A 26,403-nucleotide genomic window follows, 5' to 3' on the forward strand; every position below is an offset into this window, starting at 1 on the left:
AAATATCAAATATATAACTATAGTTAAGCGATTAATATCGCATCACTAGTAATTTGAGTTTGTTAGAAATGATGTTTTCAACTCAGTCGTCAACATGATTCTCCTTTGTCTTTTGGGAGGCTTCATCAGATGCGCTGTGTTAAACCGATATTCCCCTTGTTCTCCTTAGCGCGTCAAATAGTTTTATCCATCTTTGATGATTAGTGCAAGCTGCTTTCTGCTTTCAGTTCGATGTTGTAGATTCTTGTTGTATCGCAAAGATAGGGCAAAATGGTTTAACATGCAAGGGCTTGGCTTGTTTTTTTCCTTATTTTTTTGATATGTGGCCTTTCGGCAATCTTCTTGGGGTTTGCTTGGCGGCGTACGGGGAAATGCTTACCTTTGCAATCGTTTTATTCTATCATGTAAGGTTAACTTAAATCGCTTAAAACGCATGAACTCAAAAGTGAAAGGTTTTGTGGCTGGCGTGCTGGCCGCTATCTTTTATGGCACCAATCCGTTGGGAGCCGTCTATTTGTACCAGGACGACATCAACTCAGCCTCGGTGTTGTTTTACCGCTATGGCTTGGCCGTGGTGTTCTTCGCCTTGTGGATGATGGTGAAGGGCGAGAGCTTTCGCATCAGTTGGGGCCACGCCATCCGCTTTGTCGTCTTAGGCGGCGTGTTCGCCTTGTCGTCGATAGCCCTCTTCCTCAGTTTCCACTATATGGATGTGGGCGTCGCCTCGACCATTCTCTTCAGTTATCCCATCATGACCGCGGTGCTCATGGTGGCGTTCTTCCATGAGCGCATCACCTTGACCACCACGCTCTCCATAGCCTTGGCCACCCTTGGCATAGCCATGCTCTATCGGGGCGACGGCGACGTGGCGCTCTCCTCGGTGGGCGTGGTGCTTGTGTTGCTGTCCTCGCTGCTCTACGCCGTTTACATCATCAGCGTAAACCAGTGGACCACCAGCTATTCGCCCTTGAAGTTCACCTTCTGGATTGTGCTGGGCGGACTGTTCTCCATTGTGGCCTTCTCGTTTGTGTCGGGCGAGCATTTGCAGATGCTCCACGGCACCCGCCAGTGGGCCTCGGCCGTCCAGTTGGCCTTGTTGCCCACTGTGCTGAGCCTCTATTTCATGACCGTGTCGATCAATAACATCGGCAGTACGCCGTCGGCCATCATGGGCGCCTTGGAACCCGTCACGGGCGTGTTTATCGGATGCATGGTGTTCTCTGAGACCTTCTCGTTGCGTCTCGCCATCGGCATTGTGCTCATCCTCTCGGCCGTTATCATCATCATCATGGCGCGAAGCGACAAGAAGCCTCAAGAAGCGGCGTCCAAGCGCCACCGCATCAGCTTTGTGCCGCCCCGCCTCCGCTTCCCGTTCCATAGGAAGCATGAGTGAGCGCCATAGCCCATGCGCGCGATTCGGCTCATGGGCGTATCGCCTCTCGGGATGTCCATAACCAGTTGTCCCCCTCCTCCACACAACATGTGGGAGAGGGGGACAACTGGTTTTGGGAGGCCATGTGGGCGCCGGCCATGCGTCTCGTCGGCCAGAACGCCTAACGGTTGCCTGGGGGTTAGCCAAACAGGCGGAAGGCAACGAAGACGATGGAGCCTATGACATTGATGCAGAGGCTGATGAGCGGAATAATCCAACGGTCGCGCATCACCTCGTTGGCCTCGTCCTGGTCGGCCAGACTGATGGGTTGGCGCATCATCTTGCGGAGCGAGAAGGTGACCCCCACAGCGCAGAACGATAGGCAAAGGCCCCAGATGAGCATGCCGCTATTGGAATCGTTGAGAAATGACGACAGGCCGCCCCACAGACCCACACCAACCGCCACGGCCATGGAGGCCAGCGCCACCTTCTCCAACTTGGCGGCCAGTGGCGAGAGGCCGAGCACAACCTGTATGCGGGGCGACAGGTTCAGGTCGGGCGCTAACCGTCCGGCAAGCTTGATCTGCTGTTTGAAATACCATGTCGTTATGAAAAAAAAGGCCAAGAACAGAATGCCAATGACGCCCACAAGGTCGTCGTCGCTGAAGCAGCAGCAGATGAGGGCCACGGCAAGGCTGGCGCTCTTCAGCCGTTCTTTCCAGATGAACAAGGCATACTGTTGCAGGCAAGTGAACTCCTCGGTGTCGAGGTTGTTCTCGGGATGCTCGCCCTTCACGGCGTGGGTGAAGTACATGAGGATGACGTGTGCGGACAGTGCCGACGTGAAGTAAAAGCGGAAGGTGTGCTCGACGCCGGAGACGCAGATGTGCAAGACGCTGAAGGTGAGAAGAAGCACGCCCAACAGCACGTTGATGAGGGTGCTGGACCATGTGCGGCGCACGACGACAGGGCGTTCCTTGTTGCCCGTGGGAATGATGTTGCGGGTGCTTAAGATAAGAGGCTTCATGAATGGGAGGTAAGCGGCAGTGAGCGCGTGTGGCCCTCACCGCCGGATGATGATTAGTGTTGTGTTTGGGCCTCGGCGCTCTCCTCAAGATTGTCGCCCTGCCTACTGGCCGGCGGCGGTTGCGCCGTAAGGCGTCGGCCACGATCCACTGCAACTGGCCGTTGGTGGACCGAAACTCGTCGGCAGCCCATTTCTCCACCGCTTGCATCGTGGCGGAGTCGAGCCTGAGCACAAAACTTTTGGTTGCTTTAGCCATAGAACAAGAGAATTACATGTTGAGAGAGCCTGTGTTGACCACGGGTTGGGCGCTGTCGTCGCCGCAGAGCACCACCAAGAGGTTGGAGACCATCGACGCCTTCTTGTCGTCGTCGAGCTCCACCACCTGCTCGGATGAGAGGCGGTCGAGCGCCATCTTTACCATGCTGACGGCACCCTCCACGATCTTCTCGCGGGCAGCGATGATGGCGTCGGCCTGCTGGCGACGCAGCATCACGGCGGCAATCTCGGGAGCGTAGGCCAGGTAGTTGATGCGCGCCTCCACAATCTCGATGCCCGCCATGTTGAGACGCTCGTCGAGACGCTCCTCCAGTTGCTTGTTGATGATGTCGCCACCACCGCGCAGCGTCACCTCGTCGCTGCTCTCGTTGTTATCGTACGAATAGAGGCCGGCCACCTGGCGCAGGGCAGCGTCGCTCTGAATCTTCACGAAGTTCTCGAACGCGCTCATGATGCTGTTTACATCGGTGCCCACGGAAGCCGTGTTGCGAGCCATGGTCTGCGAGTCGATCTCAAACATGGCTTTGTAGGTGTCTTTCAGGCGCCACACCAGCACATGGCCAATCATCACGGGGTTGCCCTGCTTGTCGTTGACCTTGATGGGCTCGGCGTCGATGTTGCGCGAGCGAAGGGAGAGGCGCTTTGTGTTGATGAATGGGTTCATCCAATAGAAGCCCACGCTCTTGAACGTGCCCTTGTACTTGCCGAAGAACATCATGACACGTGCCTCGTTGGGCTCTTGCTGCACAAAACCTTTGGCGCAAAACAGAAGGCAGACGAGGAGGAGGGAACTGATGACGCAGGGCACGGAATTCTCGGCAATGATGCTCAAGATGAGCCATCCGCCTACGGCCAAAATCAGGGCGAGAATGATGAAGAGCGCTAAGAAACCATTCATGGTGTAGCCCTCGAAACTGCGCTCGCCGCTGGTCGCGGGCGAGGAAACGGCTTGTGTTGTTTTAGTTGTTTCCATATTGAAGTTTATTTGATGAGTCATTGGGTTCAGTATAATATCATTATGATATCGCAAAGATATGTAAAAACGAGATTCCCGTCAAGAGTTTGCCCTATTATTTAACACTTGTTATGACTGCATGGGGCGCTTGTTGGGGTGGGGCGGAGTGGAAGCATGGCGATGCGCGAGGTTATTTATTATTAAAAACGACATAGTTTCAATTGTTTTTATTACCTTTGCACACCGTAAGAATATATTCGATTAACAAGGACTTATGAACATTTTAGAGTTAAGTGAGCAGGAAATTGGCCGCCGCCAAAGCCTGCAGGAGCTGCGCAATATGGGCATCGACCCCTATCCCGCCGCCGAGTTTCCCGTGAATGCCACCAGTGAGGATATCAAGGCTAACTTCAAGGACGACGAGAAACGCGAAGTGACCATCGCCGGACGACTGATGACGAAGCGAATCATGGGTAAGGCCTCATTCGCTGAGCTCCAGGACGGCAAGGGCCGCATTCAGCTCTACATCTCACGCGACGACCTTTGCCCCGGTGAGGACAAGGACTTATATAATAAGGTATTCAAGAAGCTCATGGACATCGGCGACATCGTGGGTGTCAAGGGATACGCCTTCCGCACACAGATGGGAGAGATCTCTGTGCATGTGGAGGAGCTGACATTGCTGAGCAAGAGCCTGAAGCCGCTGCCCATCGTGAAGTATAAGGATGGTGTGGCTTACGACAAGTTTGACGACCCGGAGATGCGCGCCCGCCAGCGCTACGTGGACCTCGTGGTCAACGATGGCGTGAAGGAAACGTTCATCAAGCGAGCCACCGTGCTGCGCACCATGCGCGACTTCTTCGACAAGCATGGATATACCGAGGTGGAAACACCTATCCTGCAGAACATACCGGGTGGAGCATCGGCACGCCCGTTCATCACCCATTTCAATGCGCTCGACACCGATATGTACATGCGTATCGCTACCGAGCTCTATCTGAAGCGACTCATCGTGGGTGGCTTCGATGGCGTGTATGAGATCGGAAAGAACTTCCGTAACGAGGGAATGGACAAGTTCCACAACCCCGAGTTTACCTGCATGGAGCTATATGTGCCCTATAAGGACTACAACTGGATGATGAAGTTCACCGAGAAATTGCTCGAGACCATCTGCGTTGCCGTCAATGGAACAGACAAGGTGGAATACCAAGGCAAGACCATCAGCTACAAGGCTCCCTTCAAGCGTATACCTATCCTCGACGCCATCAAGGAGAAGACAGGCTACGACCTCAACGGACTGAGCGAGGAGGAAATTCGCGACATCGCCTTGAACAAACTCAAGATTGAGACCGTGGACGAGACTGCCGGCAAGGGTAAGCTCATCGACGAGATCTTCGGCGAGTATTGCGAGGGTACCTTCATTCAGCCGACCTTCATCATCGACTATCCTGTGGAGATGTCGCCGCTCACGAAGATGCACCGCTCAAAGCCCGGACTGACCGAACGCTTCGAGCTGATGGTCAACGGTAAGGAGCTGGCCAACGCCTACTCGGAGCTCAACGACCCCATCGACCAGGAACAGCGTTTCATCGACCAGATGAAGCTTGCCGACAAGGGCGACGATGAGGCCATGGTCATCGACCACGACTTCCTGCGCGCCCTGCAGTATGGCATGCCTCCAACAAGTGGCATCGGTATCGGTATCGACCGTCTCGTTATGCTCGTAACGGGTAAGGAGAACATCCAAGAGGTAATGCCCTTCCCCCAGTTGAAGCCCGAGGCCAAGATGCCGCAGAGCACTGTGAAGGAATGGGCCGAGCTCGGTGTGGAGGAAAACTGGGTTTACGTGTTGCGTAAGGCTGGATTCAACCTCATTTCCGACATCAAGGACCAGAAGGCGCAAGGCTTACAGCAGAAGTTGGGCGACATCAACAAGAAATACAAGTTGGGCTACGAGAAGCCTTCTGTCGAGGAGATCCAGAAATGGATCGACGGGGCTAAGGCCTGAGAATAAGCTTCGCGGGTGGCGACCGCCAAAGGGAACCACCGTTGTGTAATCAGACAATCCTCCCATGAAAGTGGGAGGAATGCTTAGGGACTTAGAGCTTATGTACAACGTAGGAAAGATTGCCATCATTGGAGGCGGGTCGTGGGCCACGGCCATTGCAAAGATTGTTGTGGGTCACACGCACCACATAGGGTGGTACATGCGGCGCGACGACCGTATCGAAGACTTTAAGAGGTTGGGACACAACCCTGCCTACCTGAGGTCGGCTCGGTTCAATGTCGACGAGATATTCTTCTCGTCAGACATCAACAGAATCGTCAAGGAGTACGACACGCTCGTCTTTGTAACTCCCTCTCCCTATCTCAAGAATCATCTTCGGAAGCTGAAGACCAATATCCGTGACAAGTTTGTTGTTACGGCCATCAAGGGTATTGTGCCCGACGAGAACCTGGTGTGCTCCGAGTATTTTCATCAGGTCTACGATGTGCCGTTGGAGAACTTGGCGTGCATTGGCGGTCCGTCGCATGCCGAGGAGGTGGCGCTCGAACGACTGAGCTACCTCACCGTGGGATGCAAGGACGTGGACAAGGCTGCCGCTTTCACCGAGGTGCTCGCGTCGGAGTTTATCAAGACCAAGACGTCGAGCGATGTCATTGGCATTGAGTACTCGTCGGTGCTCAAGAACGTATATGCCATTGCAGCCGGCATCTGCAACGGATTGAAGTATGGCGACAACTTTCAGGCGGTGCTCATCAGCAACGCTGTGCAGGAGATGAACCGATTCTTGACAGCCGTACATCCCATCCAACGTTCCATCTACGACAGTGTTTATCTGGGCGACCTCTTGGTGACCGGATATTCAAACTTCTCGCGCAACAGGACCTTTGGAACGATGATCGGTAAGGGATACTCCGTGAAGACGGCGCAGATCGAGATGGAGATGATTGCCGAGGGCTACTTCGGAACGAAGTGTATGAAAGAGATCAACCGACACATGCACGTCAACATGCCCATCCTCGATGCCATGTACAACATCCTTTACGAAGGCATCAATCCCCAAATAGAAATAAAGTTATTAACAGATAGTTTCAGATAACAATGGAAAACATCCAATTAGACATTAGAAAAGCCACCCAGTTCCTGAATGCAGGTGTAGTGGAAGGCTATGAGAGCAAAGTGAAAGAGGCCCAAAAGGCATTGGAAAACGCTACTTGCCCAGGCAACGATTTCCTGGGATGGCTTCATCTGCCCTCAGAGATAACAGAGGAGTTCCTCAACAGTGTGCAGGCTGTGGCCAACACGTTGCGTGAGAAGTGCGAAGTGGTAGTGGTCGCTGGTATCGGCGGTTCTTATCTTGGCGCACGCGCCGTCATCGAGGCTTTGGGCAACAGTTTCGCTTGGCTCGTTGGCGATAAGAAGAACCCGGTTATCCTGTTCGCCGGAAACAATATTGGCGAAGATTACCTGGCTGAACTCACCGCCTATCTGAAGGGTAAGAAGTTTGGCGTGATCAACATCTCTAAATCGGGCACAACCACCGAGACCGCCCTCACGTTCCGCCTGCTGAAGAAACAGTGTGAGGAGCAGATGGGCAAAGAGGCCGCCAAGGATGTCATCGTTGCCATCACCGACGCACACAAGGGAGCCGCTCGCGCCGCTGCCGATAAGGAAGGCTACAAGACATTTGTCATTCCCGACAATGTGGGTGGTCGTTTCTCAGTTCTTACTCCGGTGGGTCTGCTTCCCATCGCTGTGGCAGGCTTCGACATCAAGGCTTTGGTGAGCGGTGCTCAGGACATGGAGAAGGCTACGGCTTCCGACGTGGCTTACGCCGACAACATCAGCGCCCAGTATGCCGCTGTTCGCCAGGCTCTTTACACGCAGGCCGGCAAGAAGATCGAGATCATTGCCAACTACCAGCCGAAACTCCACTTCATCGCTGAGTGGTGGAAGCAGCTTTACGGAGAGAGCGAGGGCAAGGACCATAAGGGCATCTTCCCCGCAGCTTGCGACTTCACCACAGACCTGCACTCTATGGGCCAGTGGATTCAGGATGGCGAGCGTACCATCTTCGAGACTGTTATCTCGATTGAGGAGCCCAACAACAAGGTGCTCTTCCCCCACGACGACGAGAACCTCGACGGCCTGAACTTCCTGGAGGGCAAGCGTGTTGACGAGGTGAACAAGATGGCTGAACTGGGTACGAAGCTGGCTCACGTGGATGGTGGCGTTCCCAACATCCGCATCAGCATGCCCAAGCTCAACGAGTATTACATTGGTCAGCTCATCTATTTCTTCGAGAAGGCTTGTGGCATCAGCGGTCTGTTGGAGGAGGTCAATCCGTTCAACCAGCCGGGTGTTGAGGCTTATAAGAAGAATATGTTCGCGCTGCTCAACAAGCCTGGTTATGAGGCCGACAGCAAGGCTATCCAAGAGCGTCTTGCCAAGGAGAAGTAATTGGCATAGCGTGAACCTTTTGACGTCTTGTGTGGGATGGGACATTGAACGTTAACAATCGCCCCTCCCCCTTAAGACAGGACAAAATGCGAAGAGCCATTCCTCATCCTTTGGGTAGGAATGGCTCTTCTTTAACCCCCAATCGGTCATTGTTTTTTCAATTTGATTGGCTTTGTCTCAAGTAGGTTCTGCTGGCTTCGTGGAAGGCGTAGCGCAACAAGGCGATATGCTGACTTCAAATACGAGGCGGAAAGAAGGGCCGGTTGGAGTAGGAAAGGAGAACAATTCACAGGTTATATCACATGATTCGGTCTGACGACCGTTTTGGGTTAGACGGTTGGTTTGCAGGTTGCTGGCCAACGATGACGCATTCAACAATGATACAAGAAGCAATAAACAAGTATTTGAGCAACGGAAACCTTAGCGTTCAGCGTGGTGAACGGCCGTTTAAGGTGGTGCTTTTCGATATGGATGGCGTTCTTTACGACTCCATGCCTCATCATGCCATTGCGTGGCAGAAGGCCATGGCGCAGTTTGGCTTGGTGATGACCGCTGCCGACGCTTACGCCACGGAAGGTGCTCGTGGCATCGATACCATTCGCGTGTTTGTCAAGCAACAGAAGGGTGAAGACATCTCCGAGGAGGAAGCCCAACGCATTTACGATGTGAAGACAGCCCTCTTTCATGAGATGGGCGAGGCCAAAATCTTCGATGGTGTGTATTCGCTAATGCAGCAGATCAAGCGTTGCGGCCTGCAGGTTGGTGTGGTGACGGGCTCTGGTCAGCGCCCCCTTATCCAGCGGTTGCTCGCGGATTTCGGTGAGTTTGTGGATGAGAAACACATCGTGACGGCTTACGATGTGGAGCGTGGCAAGCCCAATCCCGACCCTTATCTGATGGGATTGAAGAAGGCCGGAAACCTTAAGCCGTACCAAGGCATTGTGGTAGAGAACGCTCCTTTGGGCGTTCGCGCTGGCGTGGCTGCCGGATGCTTCACGGTAGCTGTGAACAGTGGTCCGCTGCCTGATGAGGCGTTGACAAACGAAGGGGCACATCTGCTCTTCCCATGCATTGCCCAACTGAGCGAGCAGTGGGCTGACTTTGGATTGTAGAGCTCCCAAAAGTCGATAGGAAACACAAGGTGTCGGACAAGCAAAATGCCCAAATCGTTATGCGAATAGAGCGTTCTGTTTGCCCGACACCTTTCGTTTCTACCCGTTGCACATTTCCAATCCCGGTTTCGTTTCTCCATTTTCCCGTCTTTGTTTTCTCCTGTTCCCATCCTTGTTTCATCTTTTTTCCATCTTTATCTTCCCTTGTTCCCATCTCCGATTCGTCTTTTTCGCAATTCCATATCGGCCGTCTTCTGACTATCTTTCGCCCTTGACATAGCTTTTCCCTCGCCGAACGCTTTCTCTTGTTTCCCGATTTTTGCCCACCAATTGTTTCGATGGGTCACAGCATAAGTGCCTAACTGTTATTGTTTTCCGTTTCCACGTTCCCGTCTGTTCACCGTTTGGGGATTAAGATTAAATAACATAAAAGATGATAATGGACGGGAGAGAGACCATGCGAAAGCATTACTTTTGCAGTAATGAAGCGAGTAATTTGTTTGATATTGCTATTCTTGCCTTCGCTGTTGGCATTTTCGCAAGAGTCGACACGGGTTTATCCCGTGCCCGATAGACCCGTGCGCAAGTTTGTTGTGGCCGACATGGAGACCCGTGTTCCAATTCGCAAGGCCGTTGTCTCCACCAAGGATGGTTATCGCGACAGTACCAATTATCGGGGCGTTGTGCACATTCCCACCGATTTCGATACGCTAAAGGTTTATAAGGCGGGCTACCTAACCGCTAAGCTGACGATGAAAGAGGTGGCCGATACCACCTACCTCATTCCGAGCGGCAGTTCACTTCGTGAGGTCGTGGTGTGGGGAAAGGATGGTTCTCAAAGCATCAACGAGAAAATGGCTGACGGCTTTGCGCGAGCCATTCAGCAAGGCGCGGCCGAGGCTCCCAGTGGTGTGGCCAGCTTCGATTTTGCCAATATGCTCGATAAAAGGGGCCGACGCGACCGCAAGCACTTGAAGAAGGTGCGCGCAGCGTTTAAGAAGATGGATCAGCTCGACGACGACCCTGTGGTGAATGCTTATCTGAAAGGACAAGAAGCCAACCGCTTGCATCAGGAACAACAGCAAGCCCTGGACGAGCGAATTGCGCTGTTGCGGAAGAAAAGAGAGGAAAAACTGAGGCAGGCGGCGGCCGAAACGCAACGCCTGACGCAGCAAGATAGTTTGGCAACAAGTGGCGATAGCCTGCCCATCGCCACCGATTCGCTTCACGTTAAGTCCGACTCCCTTGTTGCCAAGAAAACGAATGGCCTGCGCGAACAGACCACAAACACCCGTCGTGAGCTGCAACTCGACATGCAAGGCGCCGCCAACCTCCAATCGACAACTGCCGAAAAGGAGCATGCGGAGCGCCAACAGCAAGAGGCGGTAACGAAAAAGAACAAGTCGTGCCTGTCGCAACCTGCTCGAAACAAACACTAACAAGAATTGAAATCTAATGACGGATTTGGGAGAAAAGATGCCGAAGGGCGCTCCGTAGTTGGATTAGAGATAAAAAAGGTCGAGACGTTTGGGTTATCCTATTGGAAACCAAAACGTCTCGACCTTATTATATAGATAGGGGTTAAACCGTGATTTCGCCTGAACCGTAGCAACGGTGGTGCTCCGCATCGTATATCACGCAGAACTGGCCAGGTGCCACACCGTGTATCTTATCGTCCGACAAGATGCGGTAACGGCCACCCTCCTCAGTCACCACGGTGGCTCCATGATGCTCGGGAGTGTGCCGAATCTTAAACGTAACACGTTTGGGCAGTTCGCTGATTCCCTCTGTCAGGAAGTCGAAACCGTGGATCACAAACTCCTGCTTATATGCGTCTTGGGGGTCGTATCCGTGGCTAACATACAACACATTGCGCTCCACATCTTTCTTGATAACAAACCACGGACCGCCTCCGAGACCCAGTCCCTTGCGTTGCCCGATGGTGTGGAACCACAGTCCTTTGTGTTCGCCGATTTTCTTTCCCGTCTCCAGTTCGATCACTTCGCCTGGGTTCTCACCGAGGTATCGCCTCACATACTCGTTGTAATCGATGTTGCCAAGGAAGCAGATGCCTTGCGAATCTTTGCGCCTTGCGCTGACAAGATGCTCGCGTTCGGCAATCTCACGGACCTCATGTTTCAGGTAATGGCCGATGGGGAAGATGGCCTTCTTGAGTTGCCACTGCTGTATCTGCGCCAAGAAATCGGTTTGGTCTTTCACGGGGTCGGGGCTTGTGGTAAGCCATTTCCGTCCGTCGATCCATTCCGTCTGTGCGTAATGGCCTGTGGCGATGAGGTCGTAGTTGTGCCCGGCCTTCTCGTCGAATGCGCCAAACTTGATGAGGCGGTTGCACATCACGTCAGGGTTGGGCGTAAAGCCCGCCTTCACTTTGTCCATGGTGTAGCGCGTCACTTGGTTCCAGTATTCCTTGTGGCAGTCGACTACCTGCAACTTACAACCATACTTGGTTGCCACGGCGGTGGCCATTTCGAGGTCTTCCTCCGAGCTGCAGTCCCATTCCTCCTTCTCCTCAGGTCCAATCTTGATGTAGAAGCAGTCGGGATGGAGGCCGAGCCTTGTCAGCTCGTACACCACCACGCTGCTGTCCACCCCTCCTGAGAGGAGCACGGCTATGCGCTTGTCCTTTATCTCGTCTATGTTCATTTGCCGTTGGTTGTTGCGGGGTGTTACCCCTGTGGTTTACAGTTTCTTGAGGTCCACCATGTCGTTATGGCGTCTGTGGCGCTCCTCCACGAGCTTCAGCAGCTTCATCTTACGCTTCGGCTGAATCAGTCGGCGCATGAAGATGTTAGGGATGGCCACACCCAGTGCGATGAAGAGGATAACGAGCGAAGCCTTGATGGCCCAGTTGAAGGCCACGGTGAGCTCGCCGATCACGCCGTCCATCTGTATGAATCCGAAGAGTGCGCGATACATCATCACACCCGGAATCATGGGGATGACCGCTGGTATGGCGATGACCTGATGGGGCACATGGTGCCAATGCTGCGACTGTGTGGCGATAAGACTTGCCACGCATGATCCCACAAACGAGCCGATGATGATGCCTTGGTCGAGACCGATGTTGCCATTCGACGGACCGAGGTTCACAAAGTTGCGTATGCAGACAGCTATGATGCCCATGATGGCCAGCACCGGCATGATGCGTTTCGGTGCGTTGAAGATGGTAGCGAATCCCATGGCTGAGACGGCTGCTGCGATAGCGTAGTTTACAAAGGTGTTGTGCGGTGTCATGCTGAGGTCCTTCACAAAGTTGTCGATGCCACAGATCTGTATGGCAAACACGATGCCGAACGACATGGCAATGATCATCATCAGCGTGATGAGGGCTCGGGTGATGCCCACTTGCACATAGTTGCCCACCATGTCGGTCACAAAGTTGATGAGCGGCACGCCCGGCACGATAAACAGTGTGCAGGCCATGAGCGGATGGAAAGGCGTGTCGGAATGCATGAAGTCGGGGACCTGGCTGGCCACCGTTGGGTTGGTCGACAGGAATGTGGTGAGCCAGGCCAGCAGGGTGGCGAAGAACGCGCTAATGGCGATGCCCACATATCCGTTCCAATGGAGTTTGCTCAAGAACATTTTCAGGCGGAAGCCCAGGATGGCAGCGAACGACGCATAGAAGAAGGCGGGCCAGTCGCAACCAAACTGCACACAGAATCCGCCGCACGCAAAGCCTGCTGCAATGGCAATCATCCAAGGCGTGTAGTTCTTCTTGGCATTTTTGAACGCCGTGAGCTCCGCCTCGTATCTGTCGAGGCTCCAGTCTTCCCTGATGGCTGTCCACAGCACCTTGCTCACCTTCGAGATGATGGTGAAATCCACGCAGTGGCTGTCGATGCGCTGGTATTTGGAGAAGGAGTGGGTCTCATCGCTGAGGTTCACCATCACGATGTTGAAGTTGAGGTAAATGTGAATGTACTCGTGCGGCAAACCCAGATACGCCTCACAACGGTGTAGGTTGCGCATGATGCGTGCACAGTCGGCGTTGCTGGCCATCAGCAGGCATACTGTGCGCAACAGTAGGTCGAGCTTGCGGCGTAGCGTTTGCACGTCGGTGCTTTGTTCGCTCTTGATTTCTTGTTCTTCGACGATGGCTTCTTCTTGTTTCATTTGTTCTTCAAACGATAATTCTTGAATCTCTTTCTTCATGTAAGAATGTTAGGTGAATGAAAGGGTTATGTATTGTGGCGCTGCTTACGATAGGAAGAGCAGCACCATGATTTGTATCGATATGATACGCAGGAACATGGCGAAGGGATAAACGGTGGCGTATCCCACGGCAGGCGAGTCGCTGTCGGTAAGCGTGTTCGAGAAAGCCAGGGCCGGCGGGTTGGTGTTGCCACCCGAGAGCACACCCATCAGTGTGTAGTAGTTGAGGTGGAAGAACTTGCGGCCGATGATGCCACCCAAGATGATGGGCACCATGGTGATGATGATGCCATACGCAAACCATGAGAGACCTTGTGTGTCGAACAGGCTGCTGTTAACGCTTTGTCCGGCTCCCAGACCCACGCAAGCCAAGAACATGGTGATGCCGATTTCGCGGAGCATCATGTTGGCCGAGATGGTGTTGTAGGTAACGAGGTGGTAACGCGGGCCGAAGTAGCCCATGAGGATGGCCACGATAAACGGACCGCCGGCCAGTCCGAGTCTGACGGGCTCAGGAATGCCCGGAATGAGCAGGGGAATGTTTGCCACAACACAACCCAGTGCAATGCCCAGGAAGATGGGAATGAGGTTCGGGTGGTTGAGGCGCTTGAGCGAGTTGCCCAGCATCTTGCTCACCTTGCCGATGGCCAGTTCTGAGCCCACCACGGTGAGGCGGTCGCCAAGTTGGAGGATCAGGCTGGGGTGTGCCACGAGGTCCACGCCCGAACGGTTCACGCGCGTCACGGTAGCGTCGAAGTTGTCGCCGAGGTTGAGCTGGCTCAGGGTCTTGCCGTTCACCTCGGGCTTGGTGACAAGCACGCGGCGGCTGATGTATTCCTTCTCATACGGAGCCCAGTCAACCTCAACTGGTGTGCCCACGAGCGCTGTGATGGCGTCGATGTCCTTAGGTGCTGCCACGATGAGCAGCTTGTCGTGCATGTGGAGTGTTGTGGCGCCGTTGACGAGCTTGTTGTGCTTCTCGTCGCCATCCATGATGATGCGCGACACCACGAAGCGGCGCTCAGCGATGTGGCGCAGCTCCTTCACCGTCTGTCCGTCGATGCGGGGATTGGTCACCTCCAGCGTGACGCTTCTCACGGTGAGCTGCTCCAGCTGTCCGAGTCCGCGCTCAGCCTGTTGCTCCTCGTCGGTAGGCTTAATGCGCAGCAGGTAGCGCAGCAGGATGAAAGCCAGGATGGTGCCAATGACACCCATGGGGTAGGCCACGGCGTAACCCATGGCAATGTCGGGTGCGTCTACGCCGGTCATGCTGAAGTATGTTTGCTGAGCGGCTCCCAGTCCGGGTGTGTTGGTTACGGCACCCGAGAGGATGCCTACGAGGGCGGTGAAGGGCGTGTTGGTGGTGAAATGAATGGCCACCACGGTCAGCAGGCTCAGGCAGATCGTGATGAGCACGAGTATGTTGAGCGCCAGTCCTCCTTTCTTAAATGATGAGAAGAAACTGGGACCCACCGACAAACCGATGGAATAAACGAAGAGTACGAGGCCGAACTCGCGGAGGAAGTGGAGCAGTTGCTCATTGAGGCTCAGGCTGAAATAGCCGAATACCACACCGATGAGCAGCACCCAAGTGAGCCCGATTGATACGTTGCGCACCTTCAGTTTGCCGAGAGTCAAGCCCAGCGTGATGACAAGTGCCAAGATAAAGATGGAGTGGGAAACTCCGCCGGCCCAGTATTGGTCCGATCCAAAAAATAATTTGTTAAGCAATTCCATGGATGTCGAAAAACTTAATAGATGAATTTTGTGAGTGCAAAGTTACGAAGTTTTTCCGAACCGACCAACGGAAACACCTTTCATTCAGCGAGTAAGTGGTAAAAGGTGGGCCATGGCTCTCGCCGTTTGGGTTGGCGGGGGCCATGGCCGTCAAAATGGATTACAGTTTGATGAAGATGCGCCGCTTCCACAGGGGGTAGCCCATGAGGGTCATGAGGGCCACGAAAGTGAGGCTATAGGCCACGCTGGCCCACGCTGCGCTGGGTATGGCGCTATGCAGCAGGTTGTAGTAGGCGTCGCTCACACCGATGGCCGAGAGAACGATGGCCACCACCTCCGATCCCACGTAGAGAAAGAGAGGATTGGTGCCGAAGATGAGGGTCAGTTTGCCCAAGCCTTTCGCCACCATCCACTTGCGTGCCATGGGGTACACGTCGATGAGCGCTATGAGCGCCGTTTGCAGCAGGGCGGCCAGCGCGCAGGTCATGAGAATGTAGGTGGGGCTCCACACTCGCTTGTTGAGGCTGATGAAGCCACACAGCAAGGTGGCCAGCACCAGGAGCAGTCCGCCACCATCGCCAAACACGCGCAGGGCCACGCGGGCGGTGTCGGGGCGCCGTTTGCCGAAGGCCAGCGATGCCATCAGGAACCCGATGAGCGTGTTGCAGGCCGCGGCCAGCGTTGAACTAAGGCCCTCGGGGTCGACGGGCGACTTGTGGTAGAGGTGGTCGCTGCCGAGAATTGTTTGGTCGAACTGGGCCAAGAAGTTGGTCGACGCGTCGTAGTTGAAGCCGCCATAGGCCAGCAACATGAAGGCGTGGTAGATGATGATGATGGCGATAAGCGCCGACAGGCCGCCCGTCATGGCACGCTTGGTGCCGCTGGCGCGCGCCACTGTGGCGAAGATGAGCACCGCGAAGGAGGTGAAGCCATAGCAGAGGCCGATGCGTTGCATCACACCCATCACGCGCAGGTGGGCCAGGTCGAATGGGTTGCCGGCGCAGAGCATGTGGAACCAGTTGAGGCCCAGGCCAATGGCGAAGAGCAGCACGGTGCGCTTCACAATCTTCCTGACGAGAGGCGCCGACCATTCAAACTGATACTTTTTCAGGCTGAGATAAGAGGCCACGCCCATGATGAAGAGGAAGAAGGGAAACACCAAGTCGGCCAGCGTCATGCCGTTCCACTTGGCGTGTTTCAGCATGGGGAAGATGTCGTCGCCCGCTCCGTTGTTCACGAAGATCATCAGCATCACGGTGAGTCCTCTGAGCACGTCGAGGCTCATCAGTCGTTGGTTCTTTCCTGTGGCCGTGGGAGGTGTGGTGTGGGTGGGTTGTGTGTGGGGTGTTGCGTTTGGTTCGTTCATGGGCTTTATCGGTTAAGAAAACTGATTACTTCTTTCGCCACGTCGACCGGTTGGCCTTCGGGCTGGGGCGAGTAGGGGTTGTGCTGCAGGGTCCACGGCTCCTCAATGGCGTACCAATCGATGTGCACGTCCTGCTCCAAGGCCAGGCTGAAGAGCTCATCGGTGGTCATGCCCTTGTATTTGCCCGACCCCAGTTTCTCGATGTCGGGCTTCGACTTGGCCTCCATCTGCTTCGTGAGCTCACGGAAATAGGTGCTCCACCGCAGGTAATAGAAGTCCTTGAGCAGTCCTTGCCATTCCTTGTGGGCATAGTCGCGCAGTCCGCCTTCGTCGGCGCAGGTGCGGTTGCCCCATGTGGTAATCTGTACGCGGGCGTTCCATTCATATAGGTCTTTCTCCTGGGGCGTGGTGCCGAGGCTGCGGGCCTGTGTGGTCCAGCGTCCCAGGCGAAACTCGCTGCGTGTGCCCAGCAACTTGTCTTGCAACAGCAGCATCTTCAGGAAGCGCTCGCTGTTGGTGGCAAACGCCTTGCGGCGGAACGACTTGTAGCTGGCCATGGTTTGCTCATACTGCACACGGGCCTGGTCGGCCATGGCCTGCCTTACAATGTCGACGAGGTCGTATTCGTAGTTGTTGTTGCCACGATACTTGTCGGCCACACTGGCAAAGAGCGTGGCGGCGCGCAATATGTCGTCGGGGTCGTAATAGTTCGACATCTTCGACCAGCTCGATGCTTGGAAATTGTTGGCCGATGGCCGTCCGCAGAAAATGCTCTCGTGAGGCCCCTGCTGGTTGTTGCCCATAGGACAGTTGTAGATGGTGGCGCCCAGCAGTTGCCAGGCCTCTTGGAGCGTGGGGTCGTCGGTGCCGTAGCGGGCGCGCACGTAGCCCTTGAGCCACTCCTCCTTGCCAAACTTCGTGGGGCGCCAGGGCAGCTCGCTCATCAGTTCGAACATCACAGGGTTGTTTTCTGAGCCTTCCATGGTGAAGCCGATGCCCTTGAGGTGCGCGGCCTTGGGGTTGGTTTGGGTTTGGTAGAAATTGTTGAGCAGTTGGTCCATGCGGCCGTGCAGTCCCACGTTTCCTCCAAAGTTTTCGAGCATGCAGAAGAGCCACTGGTGCTGTCCGTAGCCCTTGTCGTTCTGGAAGATGGATGCGATGCCCCACTTCGGGCGGCACTCGGCGAAGAGGTCGAGGATGAGCAGGTCGCCCTGCGGCAGGTTGTGGATGAGCGCTTCGCGTGGGTTCTCGCTCCATCCCTGTATCACCCATACGGCTTTGGGGTTGACGGCTTTCATATCGCGCATGATGCTCTTGCCCGATGCGTCGAGGTCCACGCCCTGCGCATTGCCCCCCTCGTGGAAGGGGTCCATGGAGTAGTAGTTGGCCTTGCCGAAAAGCTTGGTGAGCTCCTCGTAGTAGAGCGAGGCTATCTCATGGAACCTGCTGTCGGTGGGTTGCAGGAAGATGGGCCGTGTGTAGCCGTTCCATTTTCCACCGTCGGCCACGTTCACGCCCAACTTCTCGTGGGCGTTGCTGGGCAGCATGCCGCTGTAGCCGGGCAGCACAGGCTCCATGCCCCATTCCTTCATGCGCCTGAGTATCTGCTTTTGCAGTTTTTCCTGCTGTGTGTACCATGTGTCGGGCAGTGGGCCGCCCCAACCCTCCAGGTTGTTCATCTCCCACCATGCCAGGAAGGCTGGTCCGGCGATAAACTGGTTCACCTCGTCCTTGGTGTAGCCCAAGCGCAGCAGCAAGTTGCGCCACACACACTCCTCGCCGACCACAGCCAGCGGCAGGTTGACGCCGTGGAGCGCCATCCAGTCGATCTCGGTCTGCCAGCGTGCCCAGTCCCAGAAGGCCATGGAGTAGGAGAAGGTGCAATAGTTGAAATCGTAGCGCAACTTCAGGTCGGTCTCGCGCCGCTCAGGCTTCTTCGGCAGCGGCAGCGTGGCGGGCAGCGTGGCCTTCATCTGGTTCCACGTCAGTTGCACGCCTGCGTAGTATTTCAGGTACCAGTTGAGTCCTGAGGCTATGTTCACCCAGGTGTTGCCCTTGATGCAAGGCTTTCCGCCCTTGGTGGTTATTTCGAAAAAGTCGTGGTCTTGCTTAACCAGTTCGGTCTTGATCTTCCGCGATGCGCCATGGTCGATGCGTTCCAATAGTCCGTCTACGGGATTGGCCTGTGCTCCCAGGGTCAACAGGCAGAAGAGGGATAAAAGTAGGGTTCTCATAATTTAATAGATAGATGTAGCGATAACAGTTTGTCTGATTGGAAAAGGCTTTCTTGAGGATTGGAGCTCCATCCTTTCCAATATGCAAAGATAATGCAAACGAAGGGTAATGCAAAACAAAAGGGCCAATAGTTTTTGCTTTTGTTATTTCTCTCTTTGTATCGGGGCGGCAAGTGGGTCGCCTTTTTTTGTTTCTTTCCATTGGTGCTTTTGGGTCGCTTGCCCTTGTCCGTCAGAGGGTCGATTGTCTGTGGCCGCTTGTTCGATTTTATTGCCATAAAGTTGTGTCAGGATTTTGCGTGAAATAGAGTGCGAAAACGGCGTTTTTGTGGGATGGGCGCGGTGAAAAATAGCCATGCGGTTGCCATTAGGCATGTATCGAGTTGCGAAAGATGGCTAATGGAGTTGCCTGTAGGCATGTTTCGTGGCTCGAAAGGGAAGCTATCGCATTGCGAAAAGGCATGTATCGCAAGGCGTGAGGTGAAAAATGGAGTGTGAAATGTAGGACTAAAAACGTAATGTGCTGATTGTTAGGTGTTTGTGTTAAAGTGCTGAGAATTTCGTATTTGCGACAAATCATTGTGTCGTGGAAAACAAATGTGTAGTTTTCAATGTAGTTTGTTGCGATTTTTAGGTTGTTGTGCGGCGAGTGTTAGGGTGTGTGCGATGGCATGAAACGAATGGGGGTGGGGTGGTGAACCCATGGTCGGTCGGGACAGCCGACAACCAATGAGAACGGGGAAAGCAATGTGAGAAAGTGGGGCGGCAGTGGTTGGCCATTTCGTTCTTGTGTTTGTGGGACCACCGATTTTTTTTTGCGAAGCCTTGGTTTTATATAAAAGAATTGCTAACTTTGCAAGTGAAAGGAAACCAAGGCTCCGTAGCTCAGTTGAATAGAGCATCAGATTCCGGTTCTGAGTGTCGCGGGTTTGAGTCCCGCCGGAGTCACTACAATCAATAACCATAGTACTATGGACATAGCCGAACGCTTTATTAACTACACCAAGTTTGACACACAGTCGGCTGAGGACTCTCAGACCGTACCCAGTACCCCAAAACAGTTGATCTTCGCCCAGTATCTCAAGAAAGAGCTTGAGGACGAGGGGCTCAAGGACGTTGAGATGGACGAGATGGGCTATATCTACGCCACCCTGCCTGGAAACACCGATAAGGACGTGCCCACCATCGGATTCATCTCCCACTACGACACGGCGCTCGACGCCAGTGGCGCCAACATCAAGGCGCGCGTGGTGAGCAACTACGATGGCGGCGACATTGAGCTCTCGCCTGGCATCGTGTCATCGCCCAAGAAATTCCCCGAGCTGCTGGCCCACAAGGGCGAGGACATCATCGTGACCGACGGCACCACGCTGCTCGGCGCCGACGACAAGGCCGGCATCGCCGAGATCGTGCAGGCCATGTGCTACCTGCGCGACCACAACGAGATAAAGCACGGCGACATCCGTGTGGCCTTCAACCCCGATGAGGAGATTGGCATGGGCGCCCACCATTTCGACGTGGAGAAGTTTGGTTGCCAGTGGGCCTACACCATGGATGGTGGCGACATTGGCGACTTGGAGTATGAGAACTTCAACGCTGCGGCAGCCAAGGTGACCATCAAGGGCATCAGCGTACACACGGGCTATGCCAAGGGTAAGATGGTGAACGCCTCGCGATTGGCATGCGAGTTTAACGCCTTCATCCCCGACACCGACATCCCTGAGACCACCGAGGGCTATCAGGGCTTCTTCCACCTGATAGGCATCAACAGCCACTGTGAGGAGGCCAAGCTCAGCTATATCATACGCGACCACGACCGCAAGCGCTTTGAGCAGCGCAAGGACTTCCTGGAGAGCATTGCGGAGCAGATGAACAAGAAGTATGGCGAAGGCACTGTGGCCATCGAGCTGAAAGACCAGTATTACAACATGAAGGAGAAGATCGACCCCAACATGTATGTCATCGATATCGTGCTCAAGGCCATGCAGGAAAGTGGTGTCACACCGAAGGTGGAGCCCATCCGTGGCGGAACCGACGGCGCGCAGCTCTCCTTCCGCGGCCTGCCTTGCCCCAACATCTTCGCCGGAGGTGTCAATTTCCATGGCCCCTACGAGTTTGTTTCCATCCAGGTGATGGAGAAAGCCGTGAAGGTCATCACCAAGATTTGCGAGATAACTGGTACTTACAACGACTAACGTGTGCTCGTGTTAGCACAATCAGTATGAGATAAGGGGCGCATGAAGATGTGCCCCTTTTTGCTTTTTGGGCGGGGCCGGCGAGTGGCTCAGGCAATCATAACATACAAACACATTCCTTTATGGCAGAACTTCCCAACCTTATTAAAGACCTGGCGCTCATCCTTGTGGTGGCCGGCGTGGTGACCCTTGTGTTCAAACGGCTGAAACAACCTCTCGTGCTGGGCTACATCGTGGCCGGATTCGTGGTGTCGCCACACATGCCTTACACCATGTCGGTGGTCGACAAGGGCGACATACACACATGGGCCGACATAGGCGTGACGTTCCTGCTCTTCGCATTGGGACTCGAATTCTCGGTTAAGAAAATCCTGAAGATGGGCATGGCGCCCGTCATAGCGGCCGTAAGCATCATCTTCTTCATGCTCATGATGGGCATGGGGGTGGCGGGGGCCTTCGGCTGGGACCGCATGGACTGCATCTTCCTGGGCGGTATGGTGGCCATGTCGTCGACAACCATTATCTACAAGGCGTTCGACGACATGGGGCTCTTGCAGCAGTCGTTTGCCCGACTGGTGATGAGCGTTCTCATCCTGGAGGACATTCTGGCCATCGTGATGATGGTGATGCTGTCGGCCATTGCCAGTGGCAGCAACCCCGATGGCGGGCAGATGCTTGGGTCGCTGGTGCGCATCGGCTTCTTCCTGGTGTTGTGGTTCGTGGTCGGACTGTATGTGGTGCCCACGTTCCTGAGGGCCACCCGCAAACTCATGACCGACGAGACGCTGGTCATCGTGGCGCTCGGCCTTTGCTGTGCCATGGCGTGGATCTCCACGGCGGTGGGCTTCAGCTCGGCCTTTGGCGCCTTTGTCATGGGTAGCATCTTGGCCGAGACCATTGAGGTGGAGCGTATCGAGGAGGTGGTGGCACCGGTGAAGAACCTCTTCGGAGCCATCTTCTTCGTGTCGGTGGGCATGCTGGTCGACCCCCATGTGCTGGTGGCCTATGCCGCGCCCATCGGTGTGCTGGTGGTGGCCATTCTCTTGGGGCAGGCGGTGCTTGGCACGTTCAGCTACATGCTCAGTGGCCAACCGCTCCGAACGGCTATGCGCTGCGGCTTCTCCATGGCGCAGGTGGGCGAGTTTGCGTTTATCATCGCTTCGTTGGGAAGGTCGCTCCATGTCATCAGCGACTTTCTCTACCCGGTCATTGTGGCGGTGAGCGTCATCACCACGTTTCTCACACCTTATATGATAAGGGCCGCTGAGCCCACCTATTCGTTGTTGGAACACCACTTGCCGCATAGGTGGCGCCGACGCCTGGAGCACATGGGCGTGGCCCACCAGTCGACCAACGCCGAGCAGAGCTTGTGGCGCAGGCTCTTCAAGAAGATGGGTGTCAACACGCTGATCTATACCATCCTGTGTATCGCCGTGACGGCGGTGATGCTTACCTTTGTGCTCCAGTTCATGCGTCACCTGCTGCCCCACTGGTGGGCCAATGGTGTGACGGGAGTGCTGACGGTGCTCTGCCTGTCGCCCTTCATGCGTGCGTTGGTCATGAAAAACAACCATAGCGAGGAGTTTCGCACCCTGTGGACGGAGAGCCGCCTCAATCGCCTGCCGCTCCTCTTCACCATCTTGGTGCGCAGCGCCATAGCCACCGCCATCCTGTTCTACATCTGCAACTATCTGGCTCGCTTTGCCAACGCCATCGTCATCACGCTGGCCGTGGTGGCCATCGTGCTCATGGTGATGTCGAGAAACCTGAAAAGGCAGAGCATCACCATGGAGAGGCGCTTTGTGCAGAACCTCCGCTCGCGCGACATTGCTGAGCAGGTGAGTGGAAAGAGGCGCCCGCTCTTCGAAGGAAAACTGATAGACCGCGATATTCATATTGGGTCGTTCGACATTCCCAAGGACTCGCAGTGGGCCGGACAGACGCTGGCCAACCTGCGCTTTAGTTCGCGCTTCGGCGTGCACGTCAGCAGTGTGCTGCGTGGCCGACAGCGTATCAACATACCCGGTGGCGACGCCATCATCTTCCCTGGCGATAGGTTGCAGGTCATCGGAAACGACGAACAGTTGCAGGCTTTCGGACAGTCGCTCAAGGGGGAGCTGGTGCCCGAGGATCCCCATATCGAGGAGCGCGAGATGAAACTGCAGAAGATGAAGCTTTCGGCCAACTGCCCGTTTATCGGCAAGTCGCTCTCGGAGAGTGGCATAAGAGACGTTTACAACTGTATGTTGGTGGGATTGGAGGATGGCCAGCACGACCTGACGATGATCAATCCCTCGCGACAATTCAAGCAGGGTGACATCATCTGGATAGTGGGGGAGCGCAAATCGATCGCCGATCTGGTGGCGACCAATTAGCTGTTAGGGCCTTACAGCTCCTTAGGATATAAAAACGCAACACCCCGGTGCTAACCATTGTTGGCACCGGGGTGTTGCGTTTAGTCCAAATTGGTTGTTGAAAATGCCTAATAATCTAATCTTTTCGTTCTAATGACCGATTGAGGGCTTAGTACCACTGCACTGCGTTGCTGTAGCCGCTTCGCTTGTCATACTTGAGCGCATCGGTCAGAGTGGCGGCGTTGCAACGGAAGGAGAAATTGTAGCTGGTGTAGGGAGCGAGCACCACAGAGCAGCTCATGTTGAAGCAGTGGAGGTCGCGCTGCAAGGAAGCGGTGGTCATGCTGATCTCCTTATTCTCGAAATCGTAACCGCTCGAGAAGCTGATGTTCCAGCCGTCGCTGATGCGCACGTTGCCGCTAAAGTTCAAGGTCTGCGTGAAACGGTAGGGATAACGCATGGTTTTCTTGTTGAACTTGGCCTCGCGGGTGTCCTCACGCATGGTGACACCATAGCCGATGGTCAGCGACCAAGGCATGGAGAAGCGCATATAGCCGTCGGCGTCGGTCTCGGCCTTGCCGCCGTTGTTGCCGCCCTTGGCGCCACGCTGGCCTTTCACCATGTCGTCGTCGACGTTGCTCTCAACGTCGGTGTCCATGCCCTCATCGTCGTTGTCGTCTTTCTTGTTGTCCTTCTTGTCGTCGCCTCCGCCAAACCACTTCTTCAGTTGCTGAGGGTTGAGCGTGAAGGAGAAGTTTTGCGACATGCCCTGGAAGCGTCCGAAGCGTCCCTTGCCCCACTCGGTATGGTTGCCAACGTAGGGATGGCCGTTCTCGTCGAGCTCGTAGGCGTAGGTGGCAAACACGGCGTTCATGTTGAAGGTATAGTTTTTCCACCACTTCAAACGCAAGCGCATCGACAGGTCGCTCCAACGATGTGTGGCGGCTGCCATGTTGTAAGACATGGAGGCGCCCAGCTCGTCGATGATGCTAATCTTCTTGAAGCCTGTGGAGTCCTTGTCGGTCTTTATCTTCATCTCCACGTTGTTGCTCACGTCCCAAGAGATGCTTCCCGTGCGACCCTTGCCGGGAACGCCATAGAGGGAGTTGCTATAGGGCGAGTATTCCACCAGCGATACGTTGCCGTTGGCGTCGGTCTTTTGGTAAGTGTCGTAGTAGCCGTAGCGAGCCGAACCGAAGTTGGGAGCGTAGCTGAAGCTCACCTGCGGCGTGAACACGTGGCGAATTTGCCATGGATGCTTCTTGAACAAGCGTGGGCTACCCGTGTACATACCGTAGAGCTTGGTGCTTGCCGAGAGGCTGAGGTTCCAGTTGTAAACGTTATGGAAGCCGTAGGTGGTGTCGGAAACTTCCACTTGGCGCTCCTCGTCCCACGAGCGGGTCACCTTGTTCGAGTACATTCGGTCGGTGAAGTTGAACGAAGGAGTGACGTTGAGGTAATTGAACAACGTGAAGTTGGCGTTCACCGGGATGTTGTGTTGCATGCCATTGCGCCAGTCTTTGATGAGGTTCGAGTGCATCAACTTGTCTTCTTTCGTGCTGATGGAGTTGCTCAGGTGACCCGTGTAGCTCAGCGAGATCTTCTCGTACCAGCGCTCATCGCCCACCATGTGCTTGCGGCGGAAGGGGTAGAAGCGGCTGATGCTGACGTTCAGGTCGGGCAATGTCATCGCGATAGATGAGTCGCGCATGTTCTGCGAGAGGTTGGCCGAGCTGCTCAGCGACAGTCCGAGGCTCGAGAACGTGGTGCTCCAGCTTACGGAAGAGGTGCGTGTCGATTGGGTGAGCGATTGCGGATTGTACATGCTGTTCAGGTTGTTGCGCTCGTAGCTCGTCGACGCAAAGTTTACGCTGGCCGACAAGGAGCTGAACGGGTTGGCCTTGGCGTCTTGGCGATGGCTCCACTGAATCTTGAAGCTCTCTTGCTTTTGGAAGTCGGGCATGCCCTTGTCGCCGGTCTTGGTGTCCTGGTAACTGAAGTAGAACGATCCGCTATACTTGTAGCGTTTGCGGTAGTTGCTGGCGGCTGAGATGCCCCATGAGCCCTTCGTGTAGATCTCGCCCAACAGCTTCAGGTCCCACTTGTCGCTCATGGCGAAGTAGTATCCACCGTCGCGGAGATAGAAACCGCGTGTGTTCTCGTCGCCATACGTAGGCATGATGAAGCCGCTGGAGTAGCTCTTCGTGAAGGGGAAGAAGCCATAGGGAATGGCCAAGGGCAGGGGAACGTCGGCCACAACAAGGTAAGCGGGGCCGAAAACCACGTCCTTGCCCGGGCGAACCTTGGCGCGAGAAAGGGCGATGTAGAAGTCGGGATGCTCCGCATCGCACGTTGTGTAGCGTCCGTGAGCCAGGTAAATGTCACCGTTGTCGTTGCGTTTCGACACCTGGCTGGTGAGGAAACCATCCTGTTGCTCAGTGTATGCGTTGCGAACAAGGCCCTTCTTTGTCTTGAAATTGAAGGCCATCGTGTCAGTGTCGTATTTGTCTTGACCCATGGTGAACACGGGCTTGCCCTTCAGGCCATCCTCGGCCGTTGAGTCGGGCGAGCCTGTGGCGTGCACCAGGCTGCTGTCGAGGCTCATGTAGATCTTGTCGCTTTGGAGGTTCATGTTCTCGTAGTCGACAGTCGATGAGCCATAAAGGTGTGCGGTGTTGGAAGCGGCATCGTAGACCAGCGAGTCTTGCGCCTCGTAGACCACGGGGGCGTCGATGCCGTTCTTCTTCTGGCGGTTGAGCGAGTCGAGGTGGATGGAGTCGTCGATGGCCTTGTTGTGACGGTAGATGGCCAGTTGAAGAGAGTCCATCTGAGTCGTGTCGGTGGGTGAAAGGATGGAATCGGCCGTGCCTACCGAATCGGCTGCGGCAGGCTTATTGCGTTTCCAAAATTGGGGCACGGAGCTATCGGCCATGGCAAATGCCACGGCGAAAAGCAGAAGTGCTATGAATGATTTCGTCCTCATTAAACTGCGGAATATCCCTTATTGAAATATGAGAAGTGCGTTCCCGTCACCGAAGACGTATGTCTTCGTTGTCGCCCTCCAGAGTTCTTGTTGCCAAACCTCAGAGTTCTTGTTGTCGAACCTCAGAGTTCTTGTTGCCAAACCTCAGAGT

17 protein-coding genes and 1 tRNA gene are annotated in these 26,403 nt (G+C 54.9%); 9 read left to right on the top strand and 9 right to left on the bottom strand.

All coding sequences use genetic code 11. The annotated features are described in order from the left end of the window. The first annotated feature begins 433 nt into the window (after positions 1-433). Positions 434-1,393, top strand: a complete 960-nt coding sequence (locus WKK33_RS03090; protein WP_337932429.1) for a DMT family transporter — start codon at positions 434-436, stop codon at positions 1,391-1,393. A gap of 178 nt (positions 1,394-1,571) precedes the next feature. Here WKK33_RS03090 and WKK33_RS03095 read toward each other — a convergent pair whose 3' ends face one another. Together WKK33_RS03095 and WKK33_RS03100 are read right to left on the bottom strand one after the other, a co-directional pair. Next, positions 1,572-2,399, bottom strand: coding sequence for a hypothetical protein (locus WKK33_RS03095; RefSeq protein WP_337932431.1), 828 nt, complete (start codon positions 2,397-2,399; stop codon positions 1,572-1,574). 268 nt (positions 2,400-2,667) lie between these two features. Next, the gene (locus WKK33_RS03100; protein ID WP_215759406.1) at positions 2,668-3,648 is read right to left on the bottom strand and encodes an SPFH domain-containing protein; all 981 of its coding nucleotides are present in this window, start codon (positions 3,646-3,648) and stop codon (positions 2,668-2,670) included. Between the two features lie 256 nt (positions 3,649-3,904). On the opposite strand from WKK33_RS03100, the gene lysS reads away from it, so the two are divergent. From lysS to WKK33_RS03125, 5 genes are all read left to right on the top strand, one after another. Then, on the top strand, positions 3,905-5,638 hold the full coding sequence (gene lysS / locus WKK33_RS03105) for a lysine--tRNA ligase (RefSeq protein ID WP_337932433.1): 1,734 nt from the start codon (positions 3,905-3,907) through the stop codon (positions 5,636-5,638). A 100-nt stretch (positions 5,639-5,738) separates the two neighbouring features. Continuing rightward, a complete protein-coding gene (locus WKK33_RS03110) occupies positions 5,739-6,734 on the top strand; it encodes an NAD(P)H-dependent glycerol-3-phosphate dehydrogenase (RefSeq protein ID WP_215759437.1) in 996 nt (331 codons plus the stop codon). A 2-nt stretch (positions 6,735-6,736) separates the two neighbouring features. Continuing rightward, a complete protein-coding gene (locus WKK33_RS03115; protein WP_337932435.1) occupies positions 6,737-8,095 on the top strand; it encodes a glucose-6-phosphate isomerase in 1,359 nt (452 codons plus the stop codon). Between the two features lie 377 nt (positions 8,096-8,472). Next, positions 8,473-9,207, top strand: a complete 735-nt coding sequence (locus WKK33_RS03120; protein ID WP_215759403.1) for an HAD hydrolase-like protein — start codon at positions 8,473-8,475, stop codon at positions 9,205-9,207. A 500-nt stretch (positions 9,208-9,707) separates the two neighbouring features. Beyond that, on the top strand, positions 9,708-10,646 hold the full coding sequence (locus WKK33_RS03125) for a hypothetical protein (RefSeq protein WP_337932437.1): 939 nt from the start codon (positions 9,708-9,710) through the stop codon (positions 10,644-10,646). A gap of 142 nt (positions 10,647-10,788) precedes the next feature. Here the strand turns inward: WKK33_RS03125 and mnmA are convergent, their stop codons facing one another. From mnmA to WKK33_RS03155, 6 genes are all read right to left on the bottom strand, one after another. Further along, positions 10,789-11,871, bottom strand: a complete 1,083-nt coding sequence (mnmA, locus tag WKK33_RS03130; RefSeq protein ID WP_337570525.1) for a tRNA 2-thiouridine(34) synthase MnmA — start codon at positions 11,869-11,871, stop codon at positions 10,789-10,791. Positions 11,872-11,907: 36 nt separating this feature from the next. Then, entirely contained in the window at positions 11,908-13,344 is a 1,437-nt protein-coding gene (locus tag WKK33_RS03135) for a threonine/serine exporter family protein (protein ID WP_337932438.1), read from the bottom strand. An 84-nt stretch (positions 13,345-13,428) separates the two neighbouring features. Further along, entirely contained in the window at positions 13,429-15,120 is a 1,692-nt protein-coding gene (locus WKK33_RS03140; protein WP_337570520.1) for a putative transporter, read from the bottom strand. A gap of 160 nt (positions 15,121-15,280) precedes the next feature. Next, positions 15,281-16,486 carry a heparan-alpha-glucosaminide N-acetyltransferase domain-containing protein gene (locus WKK33_RS03145; protein WP_337932440.1) on the bottom strand — a complete coding sequence of 402 codons (1,206 nt, stop codon included), beginning with the start codon at positions 16,484-16,486 and terminating at the stop codon, positions 15,281-15,283. A gap of 5 nt (positions 16,487-16,491) precedes the next feature. Continuing rightward, positions 16,492-18,720, bottom strand: coding sequence for an alpha-N-acetylglucosaminidase (locus WKK33_RS03150; protein ID WP_337932442.1), 2,229 nt, complete (start codon positions 18,718-18,720; stop codon positions 16,492-16,494). Between the two features lie 144 nt (positions 18,721-18,864). Then, positions 18,865-19,077, bottom strand: coding sequence for a hypothetical protein (locus WKK33_RS03155; RefSeq protein ID WP_337932444.1), 213 nt, complete (start codon positions 19,075-19,077; stop codon positions 18,865-18,867). Positions 19,078-19,594: 517 nt separating this feature from the next. Here WKK33_RS03155 and WKK33_RS03160 point away from each other — a divergent pair. The 3 genes from WKK33_RS03160 (at position 19,595) to WKK33_RS03170 (ending at position 23,290) form a co-directional block, all read left to right on the top strand. Next, a tRNA-Arg gene (locus tag WKK33_RS03160) sits at positions 19,595-19,668 on the top strand. 23 nt (positions 19,669-19,691) lie between these two features. Continuing rightward, a complete protein-coding gene (gene pepT, locus WKK33_RS03165; RefSeq protein ID WP_337932446.1) occupies positions 19,692-20,915 on the top strand; it encodes a peptidase T in 1,224 nt (407 codons plus the stop codon). Between the two features lie 122 nt (positions 20,916-21,037). After that, complete coding sequence (locus WKK33_RS03170; protein ID WP_287770070.1) at positions 21,038-23,290, top strand: cation:proton antiporter; 2,253 nt, start codon at positions 21,038-21,040, stop codon at positions 23,288-23,290. Between the two features lie 148 nt (positions 23,291-23,438). Here the strand turns inward: WKK33_RS03170 and WKK33_RS03175 are convergent, their stop codons facing one another. After that, positions 23,439-26,252, bottom strand: coding sequence for a putative LPS assembly protein LptD (locus WKK33_RS03175; RefSeq protein ID WP_337932447.1), 2,814 nt, complete (start codon positions 26,250-26,252; stop codon positions 23,439-23,441). Positions 26,253-26,403 lie beyond the last annotated feature (151 nt).

The sequence above is a fragment of the Hallella sp. genome, assembly GCF_037460745.1.
Taxonomy (GTDB): Bacteria; Bacteroidota; Bacteroidia; order Bacteroidales; family Bacteroidaceae; genus Prevotella; species Prevotella faecis.